A 15,608-nucleotide genomic window follows, 5' to 3' on the forward strand; every position below is an offset into this window, starting at 1 on the left:
GCACAAGGAACCTGACCGGCACAAGGAAAGGGGGCCCTCGATCCGAGGGCCCCCTTTCCTGTCACGGCCTACTCGCCGAGCAGGCTCCGCACCCGCTCCTGCCCCACCGCCAACAGCAGCGTGGGCAGCCGCGGCCCGGTGTCCCGCCCGACCAGCAGGTGGTACAGCAGGGCGAAGAACGTCCGCTGGGCGGTCTTGATCTCGGCCGGCAGCTCCTTGGGCGTGGCGTCCGCGGAGAACCCTGCCTGCACCTTGGGCACGCCGTACACGAGGTGGGTCAGCCCGTCCAGCGACCAGTGCTCGGCGAGTCCGTCGAGCAGCAGCCGCAGCGACTGCTGGGACGCCTCGTCGAGGGACTTCAGCAGCTCGGCGTCGGGCTCGTCGCGCACGATGGTCCGCTGGTCGGCGGGCACCTGCGTGTTGATCCAGGCCTCTGCCTTGTCGTACCGGGGACGCGCCTCGTCCAGCGCGCCCAGCGGGTTCTCCGGGTCCAGCTCGGAGAGGATCCGCAGCGCCTGGTCCTGGTGCCCGGCGGTGATGTCGGCGACGGACGCGAGCGTCCGGTACGGCAGCGGCCGCACGGTCCTCGGCAGCTCACCGCCCGCCGTGCGCACGGCACGCGAGTGCGCGGCGATGTCGGCCGGCAGAGCGGAGCCGTCGGCGACCTTCCCGTCGAGCTTGTCCCACTCGTCGTAGAGCCGCTGGATCTCCTGGTCGAAGGCGATCTTGAAGGACTGGTTGGGCCGACGACGGGCGTAGAGCCAGCGCAGGATCTGCGGCTCCATGATCTTCAGCGCGTCGCCGGGCGTGGGCACCCCACCCCGCGACGACGACATCTTCGCCATCCCGGAGATCCCCACGAAGGCGTACATGGGCCCGATGGGCTGCTTGCCGCCGAAGATCCCGACGATCTGCCCACCGACCTGGAAGCTCGACCCGGGGGACGAGTGGTCCACGCCGCTCGGCTCGAAGACGACACCCTCGTACGCCCACCGCATGGGCCAGTCGACCTTCCAGACCAGCTTGCCGCGGTTGAACTCGTTGAGCCGGACGGTCTCCGAGAAGCCGCACTCGTTGCAGGTGTACGACAGCTCGGTGGTGTCGTCGACGTAGGAGGTGACGGTGGTGAGGTCCTTCTCGCAGTTGCCGCAGTAGGGCTTGTACGGGAAGTACCCGGCGGAGCCGAAGCTTCCGTCGTCCTCGCTCGCCGCGCCGGAACCCTCGGCGGCCTCCAGCTCGGCCTCGTCGACCGGCTTCTGCGACTTCTTGGCGCCGGCCTTCTGCTTGGTGCGGTACTGGGCGAGGACGGCGTCGATGTCGCCCCGGTGCTTCATGGCGTGCAGGACCTGCTCGCGGTACACGCCCGAGGTGTACTGCGCGGTCTGGCTGATCCCGTCGAACTCCACGCCGAGCTCGGCGAGCGCCTCGACCATGGCCGCCTTGAAGTGCTCGGCCCAGTTCGGGTACGCCGAGCCCTGCGGCGCCGGCACGGAGGTCAGCGGCTTGCCGATGTGCTGGAGGTGGGTCTCCTCGGAGACGCCCGCGATCCCCTGGGGCACCTTGCGGTACCGGTCGTAGTCATCCCAGGAGATGAGGTGGCGGACCTGGTACCCGCGCCGCCGGATCTCGTCGGCGACGAGGTGCGGGGTCATGACCTCGCGCAGGTTGCCCAGGTGGATGGGTCCGGAGGGGGAGAGACCCGACGCGACGACGACCGGTTTGCCCGGGGCCCGACGCTCCGACTCCTCGATGACCTCATCCGCGAAACGGGAGACCCAGTCGGTGGTCTCGGTGCTCTGAGCCACGTCGGCACGTCCTTCTTTCTCCAGGGCAGCCGTACGGTCAACGGCTGGCGCCCTCATTGTCCCAGCTAGGACGGCAACAATGAAAACGCCTTATCAGGGGCCGACCTAGGGGCGCGGGGCTGTACCGATTTGCGGCTCCGCCGCGTGGGCGCGACAAGCCCCCACCGTCCCGCACCCGGCAGCGAGACGGAAAAACCCCTTTGCGACCCCGTGGGATACTGACCGTGTCTATCTGATCCCCCGAGGAGAACGGCTCCCACCCCATGGCTTCGGTCACGTCGCTCACCGGTCAAGTCCACCAGCGCCTCGCGAACGCCCTCTCGGCCACCCTGCCGGAGACCGCGGACGCGGACCCGCTGTTGCGACGCAGCGACCGAGCCGACTACCAGGCCAACGGGATCCTGGCTCTCGCGAAGAAGGCGAAGTCGAACCCCCGGGAGCTGGCCACCCAGGTCGTCGAGAAGATCACAACCGGTGATCTCCTCGCGGACATCGAGGTCTCCGGCCCCGGCTTCCTCAACATCACCGTCACCGACAAGGCGATCACCGAGAACCTCGCCGCGCGCCACGCGGACGGCGAGCGCCTCGGCGTGCCGCTGAAGGAGAACGCGGGCATCACAGTCGTCGACTACGCCCAGCCGAACGTGGCGAAGGAGATGCACGTCGGCCACCTCCGCTCCGCGGTCATCGGCGACGCCCTGCGCGGCATGCTCGACTTCACCGGCGAGCAGACGATCGGCCGGCACCACATCGGCGACTGGGGCACCCAGTTCGGCATGCTCATCCAGTACCTGTTCGAGAACCCGGGCGAGCTGGCCCCTGCGGCCGACGTCGACGGCGAGCAGGCGATGAGCAACCTGAACCGGGTGTACAAGGCCTCGCGCGCGGTCTTCGACGCGGACGAGGAGTTCAAGGAGCGGGCCCGGGGGCGGGTCGTCGCCCTGCAGTCCGGCGACAAGGAGACGCTGGAGCTGTGGCAGCAGTTCGTGGACGAGTCGAAGGTCTACTTCTACTCGGTCTTCGAGAAGCTGGACATGGAGATCCGCGACGAGGAGATCGTCGGCGAGTCCGCGTACAACGAGGGCATGCCGGAGACCGCCCGCCTCCTGGAGGAGATGGGCGTCGCGGTCCGCTCCGAGGGCGCGCTGGTGGTGTTCTTCGACGACATCCGCGGCAAGGACGACCAGCCGGTCCCGCTGATCGTGCAGAAGGCGGACGGCGGCTTCGGCTACGCCGCCTCCGACCTGACGGCGATCCGCAACCGGGTCCAGGACCTGCACGCCACGTCCCTGCTCTACGTCGTGGACGTCCGTCAGTCCCTCCACTTCAAGATGGTCTTCGAGGCGGCCCGCCGCGCCGGCTGGCTGACCGACGACGTCACCGCGCACAACATGGGCTACGGCACGGTGCTGGGCGCGGACGGCAAGCCGTTCAAGACGCGTGAGGGCGAGACCGTACGGCTGGAGGACCTGCTGGACGAGGCGGTGCAGCGGGCCGCCGAGGTCGTACGGGAGAAGGCGCAGGACCTCACCGAGGACGAGATCCAGGAGCGGGCCGCGCAGGTCGGCATCGGCGCCGTGAAGTACGCGGACCTGTCGACGTCGCCGAACCGGGACTACAAGTTCGACCTGGACCAGATGGTCTCGCTGAACGGCGACACGTCCGTCTACCTCCAGTACGCGTACGCCCGGATCCAGTCGATCCTGCGCAAGGCGGGCGGGACGAAGCCGGCCGCGCACCCCGAGCTCGAACTCGCCCCGGCGGAGCGGGCGCTCGGTCTGCATCTGGACGCGTTCGGCGACACGGTCTTCGAGGCGGCGGCGGAGTACGCCCCGCACAAGCTGGCCGCGTATCTGTACCAACTGGCGTCGCTGTACACGTCGTTCTACGACAAGTGCCCGGTACTGAAGGCCGAGACGCCCGAGCAGGTTCAGAACCGTCTGTTCCTGTGCGACGTGACGGCCCGGACCCTCCACCAGGGCATGGCCCTGCTGGGCATCCGGACGCCCGAGCGGCTCTGAGCGGCTTCGCAGCTTGAACAGCTGAGGAAACGCATGCGGCCCGTCCTCTCCCCCGCTGGGAGGACGGGCCGCGGTCTTTACGGGATGACTCCTCAGCAGTACTGCTGGGAGGCGGCCGCGAAGTCCTTGAACGCGGCCTTGGTCCCCGATCCGGCGATGCCGTCGATCGCGCCGGTGTACCCGTGGTACGCCTTCAGGTCACGCTGCAGCGCCTTGATGGTGTTCGGGCCGACGATCCCGTCGATGCTGTCGTTGTAGCCCCAGTGCGCCTTGAGCCAGCGCTGCAGCGCCTTCCAGCTGTTGGTGCCCAGCTGCCCGTCGATGGCGCCGGTGTAGCCCCAGTAGTCCTGGATCCAGCACTGGACGTACTTGGCCTGCGTGGTGCTCAGGCCGAGGTTGTTCACCGCGAGGACACCGACCTCGGAGCGCACGGCCGGCTTCGCGTCCGACGCGGCGAAGCCGGTACCCGCGGTCGCGAGGCTTCCGGCGGCGAGGCCGACGACGGCGCTGACGCCGACGAGGGTCCTCGTCCAGACATTCGGTCGCATACGTTTCCCTCTCGATCTCGCTCGGGTGGCGGCCCGTGCCGCCTGGCTGGCGAAACGAGACTGCGGGGCCGACGGCAAGGGTTGCCACAGTTGCCGCGGAAGTGACGTCATCGCGGGACGTCCCAGACGCTGACCTGCGCGAACGCCGGCCGACGGGACGTCGTGGCGGGTCACCCGCGGCGGCCGATGGCCGATTCCCCACCCGTCCGGGAACCGGCTTCCGGTGCGGGCCGTGAATGCTGATGCAGAATGCGACGGGGCGCGGGGGACGCTGACCACGGACCGCGGGCCCGGACCGTGAACGCGAGTGGGGGGAACATGTCGCGTTGGGCAGTGCTGCCCGCGGAACTGGATCCGCGCGTACGGCAGTTGGTGGTGCGGCTGCGCCGGCTGAAGGACCACAGCGGCCTGAGTCTGCGGCAGCTGGCGGCGCGGACGGGGTACAGCCCGAAGTCCTGGGAACGGTATCTGGGCGGCAGGTCGCTGCCGCCCCGGGAGGCCGTCGAGGCACTGGCCCGGATCGGGGGCGAGGATCCGACCCGGCTGCTGGCGTTGCACGAGGTCGCCGCCGAGGCGTGGGCGAGGGGACCCGGGGACGTGACCGCGTCGGACGAGAACACGTCCGTACCGGAACCCCCGACGACAGCGCCGGAGATCCTGTCCGCCGAGGTCAACGGGGCACGGCCGCCCGGGGGTCCGCTGCTCGTCGCACTCGTGGCGGGCGCGGTGGCACTGGTGCTGGCCGTCTCCACGGCGGTCCTTCTCGTCGTACGACTGGGCGGCGGCGAGGGAGCCGGAGAGGGAGAGCGAACAACGGCTCCCGTCGCCGCACCCGCCGCGCCCGTCGCATCGACACCCCCGTACGCCTGCCGCGTCGAGCGGATCGACGGCCGCTGGTACGCGGGCAACAGCCGCACCCACGGCGCCGTCCTGGCCTACGGCCACGCAGGGCCGGAGGTGGCCGAGGCGCAGTGCCTGCTGCGCAGAGCGGGCGTCTCGCCGGGCGAGGTCGACGGGATCTTCGGTCCGGTGACGGAACGCGCGGTCCGGCAGATGCAGAAGCGGTCCGGGCTGGTCGTGGACGGCATCGTAGGACCGCACACATGGAAGGCCCTACGGCGATGACGACACCGTCGCCCGAACGGGCCCGACTGGCCGCCACGTTAAGGGAGTTGAAGGACCGCACCAGCCTGAGCCTGGTCGGCCTCGCGGCGAAGACCTCGTACAGCAAGTCCTCCTGGGACCGCTACCTCAACGGCAGGACGCTGCCTCCGCGCGACGCGGTACAGAAGCTGTGCCGCCTCGCCGGCGAGCCGGAGGGACGGTGTCTGGCGCTGTGGGAGATCGCGGAGGCGGATGGGAGCGGGCGGGGCGGAGGGAGCCAGTGCGTGGATTCACCCCCGCTGCCGTCCCGACCGGAGGTCACGCCTCCGCACCCGCAGGAGGTCCCGCCTGCCGACGGCTGGGCAGGGGCCGGGGGCACCGCTGACGCCGGCGCCGTACACCGGAGCGCTACGGCCATGGCTGTGCTCGCGGCGGTGTGTGCCGTGGCAGTCGGAGGCCTGGCGACAGTGGTACTCCTCCTGCCGCACCGGGACGGCGAACCACGGTCGTCCCTGTCCCCGTCCCCGTCCTCCTCCCCTGCCGCGCCCGGCCCGCGCTGCCGGGGAGCGGTCTGCGAGGGCAGGAGCCCGATGCAGATGAAGTGCGGCGCCGCGCCTACGACCGTCGCCGCGCACCGCACGGCCACCGGGGCCTGGATGGAGCTGCGCTACAGCGAGGAGTGCGGGACGAGTTGGGCCCGGATGTGGCGGACGCGCATCGGGGACCGGATCGAGATGACGGCGGGCGAACGCAAGGATCCCGACGGTTCCGAGGGTCATGGGGGTCCCGAGAATCGTGGGGGTCCGGTCCGCAGCGCCGAGGTCCAGGACTCCGTCGACGCGGACTCGTACCTCTACACTCCCATGACCGTGGCTGACCCCGGCACCGTCGTCCGGGCCTGCTTCCGGCCCGTGGCGGGCGGCGAGGGGGAGTGCTTCGACGCCAGGGTGCCCGGCTGAGGGCGGGGCCCCATGTCAGTGGTACCGCCTACAGTCACCGACATGGCGACACTTCCGAACCCCCTGCCGAAGCTGGCCACCGACCCGACGGGCACCGCCCTCGGTCTCCAACTCCCGCCCGGCAGACTCCTCGACGCGACAGACGAGGGCCCCTGGCACGAGCCTCTGCTGTGGCTCGCGGACGTACCGGCGGCACCCGGCGCCTGGGCGGCAGTGGAACCGGCCCGGCACACGGCCGGACTGTTGCCCGTCGTCATCGACGTGGGCGGAAGCCAGGGCGCCCCGGAGGGCTGGGAGTTGATGCCCGGGGAGATGTCGTACCCGGGAGACCACGACGCGGAGGAAGTGCTGGAGGACTTCTGGTACGAGTGCGTGACGAAGGAGGACGCGAAGTGGCCGGGCCTGGCCAATGCCCCCACCCCCACCACTGCCTCCGCCCCTGACTCGGCCACTGGCTCGGCCCCCGAACCGGACCCGGACACGGTGGCCACCGACATCGCGGACGCCCTCGTCGACGGCGGCGGCCCCCTGAAGGCCCCCCGCCTCGCCCTGGTCCCGGCCCGCCGCAGCGCGGACATTCCGGCGGCGATCGGCTGGTCGGGCCCCATGAACCACGAGAACGACACCGCCCGCCTCTGCGCGGTGCTCCGCTCCTGGGAGGACCGCTTCGGCATACGCGTGGTGGCACTCGGCTTCGACCACCTCCTCGCCTCGGTGGCCTCCCCGCCCACCACCCTGGCCGAGGCGGAGGCCGTCGCCGCCGAGCACTTCGCGTTCTGCCCCGACAACATCTGGCAGGACAGCGACACGACCATCCGCGCCTACGCCGAGAACCAGCTCCTCAACCAGCCGGTCTGGCACTTCTGGTGGGACTGACCGAGCAACTTCACCTGGCTCCAGCCCGAAGTCCCTCCCCCAGCCTCCTCAACCCCTCCCCGATCTCCTCCGGCGTCTGCGTCACGAAGCACAGCCGCAGCGTGGCCCGGTCGGGCTCACCGGCGTAGAAGGGCGCCCCGGGGACGTAGGCGACATCGTGCCGCACCACCTCGGGCAGCAGGGCCGTCGTGTCGTACGACTCCGGCAGGCGGACCCAGAGGAACATGCCGCCCTCGGGCCGGGTCCAGGTCGCGCCCTCCGGCAGCGCCTCGGCCAGCCCGGCCAGCATGGCGTCGCGGCGTTCCCGGTAGACGTCCCGGACGCGGGCCACGTGGGCGTCGAGGCCGGGGATGTAGCGGGCGGCGGCGAGCTGGTTGACGGTCGGGGTGTGCAGGTCGGCGGCCTGCTTGGCGACCGCGCAGGCGCGCCGCAGGGCGGCCGGCGCGCGCAGCCAGCCCAGCCGCAGCCCCGGTGCCATCACCTTGGAGAAGGAGCCGAGCAGCACCGTGCGGTCCTCGGCGCCGGGGTAGGAGGCGATCCAGGGCACGCGCTCGCCCTCGTAGCGGAGTTCGCCGTAGGGGTCGTCCTCGACGATCCACACCCCGCACCGGGCGGCGGCCTCCGCGACGGCCGCCCTGCGCTCGGCGGGCAGGGTTCTGCCGGTCGGGTTCTGGAAGGTCGGCACGGTGTAGAGGAGCTTCGGCCGCTCGCGCGCCACCAGCTCCTCCAAAGCCCGCGGATCCACCCCGTCCGCGTCCCCCGGCACGGCCACGATCCGCGCTCCCGCGAGGCCGAAGGCCTGAAGTGCCGCCAGATAGCAGGGGTCTTCGACGAGGACCGTGTCACCGGGGTCCAGCAGCGCGGTGGCGAGGAGCGACAGCCCCTGCTGGGAGCCGGTCGTGATGAGCAGGTCGTCGGCGTCCGTGGCGAGTCCCCGCGCCGACATCCGCGCGGCGAGCCCGGTACGCAGGCTGGGCTCGCCCTCGGTCGTGGAGTACTGCAGCGCCTGCGCCGGCGTCTCGGCGAGTACGTCACGGAAGGCGGCCGCGATGCCCTCGCGGTCGAACAGCTCGGGCGCCGGCAGCCCGCCCGCGAAGTTGATGACCTCGGGGCGGGAGGTGACGGCGAGGATGTCGCGCACGGGTGAGCCACCGACGGACGCGGCCCGCGCCGCAAGGGACGGCACGGCGGCTCGGACGGGGAGAGGCACGGACTCGAACACGCTCATGACACGGCTCCTTCGGCTACGACGACGAGAGCGACGGCTCGTGCCGAGCAGCGTAGAGAACTACATGTCGCCTGCAGGAAGCTTTCCGGGATACGGACCTCAGGGACCTCCGGCGTCCCATACCAAGCCCCCGGGACGGACCGTCCCCGCAGGTCAGCGGGGATCCCATCACTCCGGCGTCCCGAATTCCCGGCCGAGGGTGGCGGCGGGGGCGGATGATCACGCAGGCTGAAGACCGACCACCCCGACCCCCAGTCAAGGAGAGGGCAACCCCATGTCCGCGGACGCACCCCCCGCCCGTCGCCCCCGAGCCCGGCTCCTCGCCGCCACGCTGGTGGCGGTCGCCGCGCTCACGCTCACCGCGTGCGAGGACGGCCAGGGCCTGCGCGACGAGGGCCCGTCGACCCCGACCAGCCCGACGGCGACGACGCCGCCGAAGTCCGACCGTCCGTGATCAGGCGTCAGGCCTCAGGCCTCAGGCACGGCCCAGCTTCTGCGCCGCCTCCGTCGCCCAGTAGGTGAGGATGTTGCGCGCACCCGCCCGCTTGATGCCGGTCAGCGTCTCGAAGATCGCCCGGTCCCGGTCGATCCAGCCCTTCTCGGCGGCGGCCTCGACCATCGAGTACTCGCCGGAGATCTGATAAGCGGCGACCGGCACGTCGACGGCGTCGGCGACCCGCGCCAGGATGTCGAGGTAGGGCCCGGCCGGCTTGACCATCACCATGTCGGCGCCCTCCTCCAGATCGAGGGCCAGCTCCCGCAGCGACTCCCGCGCGTTCGCCGGATCCTGCTGATAGGTCTTGCGGTCCCCCTGCAACGAGGAGGCGACGGCCTCCCGGAAGGGACCGTAGAAGGCGGAGGCGTACTTGGCGGTGTAGGCGAGGATGGCCACGTCCTCCCGCCCGATCTGGTCGAGCGCGTCGCGGATGACGCCGATCTGCCCGTCCATCATCCCGCTGGGCCCTACGACATGGGCCCCCGCGTCGGCCTGTACCTGCGCCATCTCGGCATACCGCTCAAGCGTGGCGTCGTTGTCGACACGCCCTTCGGCGTCAAGCACCCCACAGTGCCCATGATCGATGGTCTCGTCGAGGCACACGTCGGACATGACGAGCAGGTCGTCCCCCACCTCGGCCCGCACATCCCGGATGGCGACCTGCAGAATCCCGTCGGGGTCGGTCCCAGGAGTCCCGAGGGCGTCCTTCTTCGCCTCTTCCGGCACCCCGAAGAGCATGATCCCGGAGACACCGGCCTCGACGGCCTCGGCAGCGGCCTTCTTGAGGCTGTCCCGCGTGTGCTGGACGACCCCCGGCATGGCGCTGATCGGCACCGGCTCGCTGACGCCTTCCCGCACGAAGGCGGGGAGGATGAAGTCGGCGGGGTGCAGCCTGGTCTCGGCGACCATGCGCCGCATGGCCGGGGTGGTCCGCAGACGCCGCGGCCGCGTGCCCGGGAAGGATCCGTACGTCGTCATGCCACCTACGCTACGCCCGCCCCCACAGCACCTTTGCCGACGGGAAGTCGGCACGGATGTACGACCACGAGCAACCGCGAACGACCGCGAACGGCCCACATGCGCCCTCCCACCCACCGGGTCCATCCTGAAAGAAGCCCCGGATCCCCTGATCCCAAGGACCCCGACGGCCCCGCCCCTGGGTGAAGGTGGCGGGAGTTGCCGCCGCCGTCCCTCCGTACCCGCACCACGGAGGACGCGATGCCCGCCACCCACCACCTCCATCAGACCCCCGACCTCTTCGCGCTCTCCGAGATCCACGGCCCGGTCCTGCGCCCCGGCGACGAGGGTTACGCCGACGAGGTCACCGGCTTCAACCTGGCCGCACTGCACACGCCCGACGTGGTCGTGGGTGCGACAGGAGTCGACGACATCGTCGCGGCCCTGCGCTGGGCGACGGCCACCGGCACACCGGTCGCGGTTCAGTCGACGGGCCACGGCGCGAACTTCCCCATCGACCACGGCCTGCTGATCAGCACGGCCCGCATGACGGACGTACACATCGACCCTCAGGCGCGCCTCGCCACCATCGCGGCCGGAGCGAAGTGGCGGCACGTCCTGGACGCGACCGCACCGCATGGCCTCGCCGCACTCTGCGGCACGTCCACGGACGCGGGCGCGGTCGGCTACACCCTGGGCGGCGGCCTGCCCGTTCTCGGCCGGGCCTACGGCTACGCGACCGACCTGGTCCGCTCCTTCCAGGTCGTCACACCCGACGGCACGCTCCGCGAGAGCGACCCCGACCACGAGCCGGAACTGTTCTGGGCCCTGCGCGGCGGCAAGGGCAACGTAGGCGTGGTGACCTCCATGGTCTGCGAGTTGCTCCCCCTCCCCACGATCCTCGGTGGCGGCGTCTACTGCCCCGGCGAACACACAGAGGCCCTGCTCCGCACGTGGACCGACTGGACAAGGACCCTCCCGGACGACATGTGCAGCGCCTTCACCCTTCTACGGCTACCGCCCATCCCCGAGATCCCCGAACCCCTGCGCGGCGGCTTCTGGGCCCGTGTGGCGATCGCCTGGCCCGGCGACCCGGCCGAGGGGGAACGCCTGCTGGCCCCGATCCGCGCAGCGGCCCCGGTGACGGTCGACACGGTCGAGGAGATGCCGTACGCGGCCCTCGACCGCATCCACATGGAACCGCAGGACCCACTCCCCGCCCGCGAGTCGTGCGCCCTGATGCGCGACCTCACCCCCGAGGCCATCGACACCTTCCTGGCCCAGGTGGGCCCCGAGGCACGCGACTGCCCCCTCCTCATGGTGGAGCTCCGCCACATGGGCGGCGCCCTGTCCCGCCCCGCCCGCACGCCCGACGCGATCTGCGCCCGAGACGCGACCTACCTCCTGGAAACGGTGGGCGTCCTGGCCGCGCCACCAGCGGCCGAGGCCATAGAGCAGGCCACAACGGCCCTGCACACGGCGATGGCCCCCTACGGCACAGGCCGCACGATGGTCAACATCCACGGCACCCCCGGCACCGACACCGACCGCGCCCGAGCCTGGACCCCCGAGGTCTACGACCGCCTACGCCAGGACAAGTCCACGTACGACCCCACCGACCTGCTGCGCTTCGGCCACATCGTCCCGCCCTTGCATTACCTACACTGATCCATCACGAATCCCGGCCACGTTTAGCCGGGCAGATAGGGGTCGATTACTTCCGGGGTCACCCCTGTACGTGCGTCGCGTTCTGGCGTCCGCCATACTCATGCGGCATGGAAGACGTGCTGAACATACTCGCGGTATCCCTCATCTACCTGTTCGCCGCCGCCCTCGTCGGCGGCGTTATCTATGCCTTCTGGCGTACAAACAAGAGGGACGTGCGCAGCGAGAAAGATCAGGCGGGGCTTGTCCAGCTGGCCCAGGAACGCGGCTGGAACTACACCGCAGAGATCCCCGGCGGGGCAGAACGGTACGTGGGAGCACCACCATTCCGAGCAAAGGGCCACTACCTTTGGGACCACATCTCCGGCGAATTCCGAGGGCACGCTTTCAGCTGCTTCGAGTACCGCCCTCGTGATTTCGACGGGGAGGACACCGGGATGAATGACCATCGATATTTCATCGCATTCACGGTCAAGACACCGATGCCCACACCTGACATGATCATTGATAGGCCGAATGTGCTGGAGAGGACGGACAACCGCCTCAACAACGTGTTCGGCCTCGGCGAGAACGAGGTGAAGCTGGGAAATCCAGAATTCGACGAGGACTTCCGCATCATCACCGACGACGAGCCGTTCGCACGAAACGCAATGGCCGACGATCTGGTGCGGTTCCTCCTGTCTGACCCCCGCGTCAAGGATGCGCCCCTTCGGTTCCACGGCAACGAGCTGATCACGTGGTCCGAGGGACGGCTCCGGCCGGATGGCATCGATCCGAAGCTGGACTACCTGTGTGACGTCCTGGAGCGGGTACCGGCACAGACGTGGCACTCGGCTTGAGTGGAACTACTCATGGGTGAGCCCCTCGCGAATCCGGATTCGCGAGGGGCTCACCCATGAGTACCAAGGCGCATGAGACCTACACTGCGGCAGGATCCGCAGGACGAATCGACCGGACGAACTCCTTGAAGTCGTCCTGGACCGCGTCGAGCTGGGACAACTTGGCCGTCAACGTAAACTCCAGCACCGCGCGCTTGGCGGGATCGCGCACATCCTGCATGGTCACGTACACCTGGCTCTGCACCAGCTCCACGGGCAACCCGCGCAGCCTGCTCGAGAGACGGAGAGTCTGGGTGAGCGCAGGCGCCTCCGGCGTTCCCACCTGATTTCGCTTGGCGACGCGCACCGTCGTCGCTGCCTGGCTCAAACGCTGGACTGACTCTTCGGCGAGGGTAACCAGGTCAGCCAGGTCTTCCCGAATCTTGCCCGCGATCGTGATATTCGCGGTGAACCCGTCCCGAGACCCGGGATGAAGCGCGACGAAAGCCACTTCTGGGGCGCCCATCTCATCGGGGGACGCCGGCTGCCAGCCCTCCGGCAACGAAAACTCGATCTTCACCGGCAGCGTGGTCGCCATGGTGGATCATCTCCCTCAGTATGTGGAATTCAAGCTAGCGTCAGCCGAAGGGATTCCACTCTTTCACCGTGTCTCCGACATCATCGAGACCAATAGCGTCCGCTGCGTCGCCGATCGAATCGACGACCTTACCCGGGTCAATCTCGACCTGCCCGCCGACGCTGCCGCCGACACCGACTGTGGCACCCAACTCTCCACCGATGACGAACTTGCCGTCCTTCATGCCGGCATCAAAGGTGGCCGTGCCACCGAGTCCGTAGCTCACCTCGGCTTTGCCACCGACCCCGATACCGGCAAGATCAGTGTGGCCCTCCACACCCGCCTTGCCGCCCACAAAGGCATGAGCGCCGGCATGCACACCGTCCTTGCCCACGGCTGCGTTGGCTGACGCTTGGGCGCCGATGGATGCCGAGGCCTTTCCGCTGGCCGCAAAGGGGCCGTTCTCGAAACTGCCCTCCGCGGAGCCCGCTACAAGGTTGGCGGAAGCGCTGGCTCCAGCCTGCAACCTGCCTTCGGTGATGGATGCCCCTATGGTGCCTTCCGCCGAGAGCACCTGGACGCCGGCCTTCCCTCCGACCTTCCCGCCCATCCACTCCGTTTCACCTTCGGCCTCACTCTTCCATGCCTCTGCTCCGGCGCCCCTCTCCCACAACTTGGCCTCATGGGCCGCCTTGGGTTTGGCGTTGGGATCTTCGGCAGACGGGCCGTTGGGCGTGCCCCAGGTGCGGTGCTCTGCCCCCTTGAGATCCTTGGCTTGGGTCTCGTAGAGGTTTTTGCCATAGCTGGACTTACCGGATTCCTGCTGGTTCTCGGCCGTTTTCGCTGCCCTTGCCAGCCAGTCCGGGGCGCTGTCGGAGTCGCCGGACAGCTCCTTGAGCTTCTCCGCCGCCTTGTCACCCTCGTCCCGTAGGTACTGCCGGGCATTCGCCAAGATCAGCTCGGCCTGGCTTTTGTCGCCGCCGTCCCACAGCGCGATGGCCTCGCCCGCCTGCCGCTGCGCCTCGCTCAGCGCCGTGGCGTACGTACTGATCGTCGAGGCAGCCTCGGACATCTGATCTGACGCATAGCGCCAGTTCTTCTTCTCGCCGTCGAGCTTCTCCGAGAAATTGTCGCTGGCCTGCCCGGTCCAGCCATTTATGCGTACGCCGCCCAGCCTGTCACCGACATCCTCGAAGTTGCCGGAATACTTCCTGAGCGACCGCGCAATACCGTCCAGGTTCCCCGCGTCACCCGGGATGAGCTCCTTGGGGTCCTTCGTGTCCCCCAGCTCAGCCGCCATGCCCGTTCCCCGTTCTTACTGTCCCGCGCGAGACGGACTCACCAGCTGCTCTGCCTCGGCATCCGATCGCTCATAGTTGTCGGCCGTCCTCTTGAGCTCGTCCGCCAAGTCGGTCGCGCGCCCCTGGAGAACCTCACAGGCCACGTCCCACGTATCGCAGAATTTTTCGAACTTCCCGGACACGATCAGATTGCCAAATTCTTCCACACTACGATTCAGCGCACCGAAGTCGGCACCTTTGGTCGAATTCAGACATTCTTGAATATCTGAAGCGCCGCCTCTGAGCTCTTCCGGATCGGCACGAAAGCCATCCATGCTCATGTTCGAATCACCGCCCCCGCGAATGCGTGCCAAAGACAGGAAAGTTGACACTGTCATCGGCGATGAAACATATCACCACCTGCGCCGTCAGGACGCACAGGGCGCTTCGATGCTCGCGTCCACAAAGTCGCCAATAAAGTTCCCCAAGTCGCACAGATCTGCCACCCGGTAAACCGTTTTTCCGCCGCGCAGAAGGAACAGGTGGAGATGGAGACCGCACCCTCGGCGCCACGATTTGTTCACGTTCTTCAGCAAGAGTGGGGAATGAGTGAAGATATTGCAGGCCTCCTTAGCGCCGACGTGCGCGCCAAGGAGTCACCCCGAGGTTCAACCAGCGCAATCTCATGCCCCAGTCGAGCCCTGCCGGTATGCTCCGTGTCATTTGTGTCTTGCTCATCTGAATTGGAGTCCCCATGGCCGTACCCCGGCTGTCCGCAGCAGCTTCGATCCTCTCCGCCGTAGCCGTTAGCGCGTTGCTCGCAGGCTGTTCCGCGTCGGTGAATGTTGAAAAGCCCGAGCTGAAAATGTCTGCGGAAAAGCTGGCCGACCTGGTCGCCGAAAAGCTGGCCGCCACGATGAACCAGCCGAAGCCGAACGTCACGTGCCCCGACGACGTCTCCGCGAAGGTCGGCACGACAACCCGGTGCAAGCTCACGGCGGACGACGGCAGCAGCTTGGGCGTCACGGTGACCGTGACCTCGGTCGAGGGCACCAAGATGAACTTCGACATCCAGGCCGACGAAACGGCTTCCCCGGCGCCGAGCTGACCAGCCATCACGGACGGAAAAGAGGGCGAGGCCACATCGGCCTCGCCCTCAATCCATACAACGTCTCAACGCCGGCCCAGGCTTTTCAGTCCGTCCGGCGTTTGAGGACGAGGCCCTTCAAGGGCCGAAGCGGGGGTCCGGGGGCGGCGGGGGCGAGAAAGCCAAG

Annotated in this window: 15 protein-coding genes; 8 read left to right on the forward strand and 7 right to left on the reverse strand. The window is 68.9% G+C overall.

The window, feature by feature from the left end; all coding sequences use genetic code 11:
* Nucleotides 1–68 precede the first annotated feature (68 nt).
* On the reverse strand, nt 69–1,805 hold the full coding sequence (lysS, locus tag BLU79_RS10995) for a lysine--tRNA ligase (RefSeq protein WP_256333248.1): 1,737 nt from the start codon (nt 1,803–1,805) through the stop codon (nt 69–71).
* A 263-nt stretch (nt 1,806–2,068) separates the two neighbouring features.
* Here lysS and argS point away from each other — a divergent pair, with 263 nt between their 5' ends.
* Nucleotides 2,069–3,826 (forward strand): arginine--tRNA ligase, encoded by a 1,758-nt coding sequence (gene argS / locus BLU79_RS11000; protein ID WP_093905443.1) that lies wholly within the window; start codon nt 2,069–2,071, stop codon nt 3,824–3,826.
* 92 nt (nt 3,827–3,918) lie between these two features.
* On the opposite strand, the gene BLU79_RS11005 is transcribed toward argS, so the two are convergent.
* A complete protein-coding gene (locus tag BLU79_RS11005; RefSeq protein WP_093905444.1) occupies nt 3,919–4,374 on the reverse strand; it encodes a peptidoglycan-binding domain-containing protein in 456 nt (151 codons plus the stop codon).
* A gap of 318 nt (nt 4,375–4,692) precedes the next feature.
* Here BLU79_RS11005 and BLU79_RS11010 point away from each other — a divergent pair, with 318 nt between their 5' ends.
* From BLU79_RS11010 to BLU79_RS11020, 3 genes are read left to right on the forward strand one after another with little or no spacing between them, the layout of a single operon-like run.
* Nucleotides 4,693–5,499: a peptidoglycan-binding protein gene (locus BLU79_RS11010; protein ID WP_093905445.1), complete on the forward strand. Its 807-nt coding sequence runs from the start codon at nt 4,693–4,695 to the stop codon at nt 5,497–5,499.
* The gene (locus BLU79_RS11015; protein WP_093905446.1) at nt 5,496–6,437 is read left to right on the forward strand and encodes a helix-turn-helix domain-containing protein; all 942 of its coding nucleotides are present in this window, start codon (nt 5,496–5,498) and stop codon (nt 6,435–6,437) included. Before BLU79_RS11010 ends, BLU79_RS11015 begins: the two co-directional genes overlap by 4 nt.
* Nucleotides 6,438–6,479: 42 nt before the next feature.
* Entirely contained in the window at nt 6,480–7,313 is an 834-nt protein-coding gene (locus tag BLU79_RS11020; protein ID WP_093905447.1) for a DUF4253 domain-containing protein, read from the forward strand.
* Between the two features lie 10 nt (nt 7,314–7,323).
* Here the strand turns inward: BLU79_RS11020 and BLU79_RS11025 are convergent, their stop codons facing one another.
* Nucleotides 7,324–8,541 carry an aminotransferase-like domain-containing protein gene (locus tag BLU79_RS11025; RefSeq protein ID WP_093905448.1) on the reverse strand — a complete coding sequence of 406 codons (1,218 nt, stop codon included), beginning with the start codon at nt 8,539–8,541 and terminating at the stop codon, nt 7,324–7,326.
* Between the two features lie 274 nt (nt 8,542–8,815).
* Here BLU79_RS11025 and BLU79_RS11030 point away from each other — a divergent pair, with 274 nt between their 5' ends.
* Nucleotides 8,816–8,995 carry a hypothetical protein gene (locus BLU79_RS11030; RefSeq protein ID WP_093905449.1) on the forward strand — a complete coding sequence of 60 codons (180 nt, stop codon included), beginning with the start codon at nt 8,816–8,818 and terminating at the stop codon, nt 8,993–8,995.
* A 21-nt stretch (nt 8,996–9,016) separates the two neighbouring features.
* Here the strand turns inward: BLU79_RS11030 and hemB are convergent, their stop codons facing one another.
* A complete protein-coding gene (hemB, locus tag BLU79_RS11035; RefSeq protein WP_093905450.1) occupies nt 9,017–10,015 on the reverse strand; it encodes a porphobilinogen synthase in 999 nt (332 codons plus the stop codon).
* A gap of 240 nt (nt 10,016–10,255) precedes the next feature.
* Between hemB and BLU79_RS11040 the strand changes: the two genes are divergently transcribed.
* Both BLU79_RS11040 and BLU79_RS11045 read left to right on the forward strand, forming a co-directional pair.
* Nucleotides 10,256–11,662, forward strand: coding sequence for an FAD-binding oxidoreductase (locus BLU79_RS11040; protein WP_093905538.1), 1,407 nt, complete (start codon nt 10,256–10,258; stop codon nt 11,660–11,662).
* 107 nt (nt 11,663–11,769) lie between these two features.
* The gene (locus BLU79_RS11045) at nt 11,770–12,498 is read left to right on the forward strand and encodes a hypothetical protein (RefSeq protein ID WP_143052483.1); all 729 of its coding nucleotides are present in this window, start codon (nt 11,770–11,772) and stop codon (nt 12,496–12,498) included.
* A gap of 79 nt (nt 12,499–12,577) precedes the next feature.
* Here BLU79_RS11045 and BLU79_RS11050 read toward each other — a convergent pair whose 3' ends face one another.
* Genes BLU79_RS11050 through BLU79_RS47375 form a run of 3 tightly spaced genes read right to left on the reverse strand, consistent with a single transcriptional unit; the run spans nt 12,578 to nt 14,675 of the window.
* The gene (locus BLU79_RS11050; protein WP_093905452.1) at nt 12,578–13,075 is read right to left on the reverse strand and encodes a hypothetical protein; all 498 of its coding nucleotides are present in this window, start codon (nt 13,073–13,075) and stop codon (nt 12,578–12,580) included.
* A gap of 40 nt (nt 13,076–13,115) precedes the next feature.
* The gene (locus BLU79_RS11055) at nt 13,116–14,354 is read right to left on the reverse strand and encodes a putative T7SS-secreted protein (RefSeq protein WP_093905453.1); all 1,239 of its coding nucleotides are present in this window, start codon (nt 14,352–14,354) and stop codon (nt 13,116–13,118) included.
* 15 nt (nt 14,355–14,369) lie between these two features.
* Nucleotides 14,370–14,675 (reverse strand): type VII secretion target, encoded by a 306-nt coding sequence (locus tag BLU79_RS47375; RefSeq protein WP_177000969.1) that lies wholly within the window; start codon nt 14,673–14,675, stop codon nt 14,370–14,372.
* A gap of 413 nt (nt 14,676–15,088) precedes the next feature.
* On the opposite strand from BLU79_RS47375, the gene BLU79_RS11065 reads away from it, so the two are divergent.
* Complete coding sequence (locus tag BLU79_RS11065; RefSeq protein ID WP_093905455.1) at nt 15,089–15,442, forward strand: DUF4333 domain-containing protein; 354 nt, start codon at nt 15,089–15,091, stop codon at nt 15,440–15,442.
* The last annotated feature ends 166 nt before the right edge of the window (nt 15,443–15,608 follow it).

This window comes from Streptomyces sp. cf386 (assembly GCF_900103585.1).
GTDB lineage: Bacteria > Actinomycetota > Actinomycetes > Streptomycetales > Streptomycetaceae > Streptomyces.

Coding starts and splice junctions, on each gene's coding strand:
- argS (WP_093905443.1), top strand. CDS start 2,069: ATGGCTTCGGTCACGTCGCTCACCGGTCAAGTCCACCAGCGCCTCGCG.
- BLU79_RS11005 (WP_093905444.1), bottom strand. CDS start 4,374: ATGCGACCGAATGTCTGGACGAGGACCCTCGTCGGCGTCAGCGCCGTC.
- BLU79_RS11010 (WP_093905445.1), top strand. CDS start 4,693: ATGTCGCGTTGGGCAGTGCTGCCCGCGGAACTGGATCCGCGCGTACGG.
- BLU79_RS11015 (WP_093905446.1), top strand. CDS start 5,496: ATGACGACACCGTCGCCCGAACGGGCCCGACTGGCCGCCACGTTAAGG.
- BLU79_RS11020 (WP_093905447.1), top strand. CDS start 6,480: ATGGCGACACTTCCGAACCCCCTGCCGAAGCTGGCCACCGACCCGACG.
- BLU79_RS11025 (WP_093905448.1), bottom strand. CDS start 8,541: ATGAGCGTGTTCGAGTCCGTGCCTCTCCCCGTCCGAGCCGCCGTGCCG.
- BLU79_RS11030 (WP_093905449.1), top strand. CDS start 8,816: ATGTCCGCGGACGCACCCCCCGCCCGTCGCCCCCGAGCCCGGCTCCTC.
- hemB (WP_093905450.1), bottom strand. CDS start 10,015: ATGACGACGTACGGATCCTTCCCGGGCACGCGGCCGCGGCGTCTGCGG.
- BLU79_RS11040 (WP_093905538.1), top strand. CDS start 10,256: ATGCCCGCCACCCACCACCTCCATCAGACCCCCGACCTCTTCGCGCTC.
- BLU79_RS11045 (WP_143052483.1), top strand. CDS start 11,770: ATGGAAGACGTGCTGAACATACTCGCGGTATCCCTCATCTACCTGTTC.
- BLU79_RS11050 (WP_093905452.1), bottom strand. CDS start 13,075: ATGGCGACCACGCTGCCGGTGAAGATCGAGTTTTCGTTGCCGGAGGGC.
- BLU79_RS11055 (WP_093905453.1), bottom strand. CDS start 14,354: ATGGCGGCTGAGCTGGGGGACACGAAGGACCCCAAGGAGCTCATCCCG.
- BLU79_RS47375 (WP_177000969.1), bottom strand. CDS start 14,675: ATGAGCATGGATGGCTTTCGTGCCGATCCGGAAGAGCTCAGAGGCGGC.
- BLU79_RS11065 (WP_093905455.1), top strand. CDS start 15,089: ATGGCCGTACCCCGGCTGTCCGCAGCAGCTTCGATCCTCTCCGCCGTA.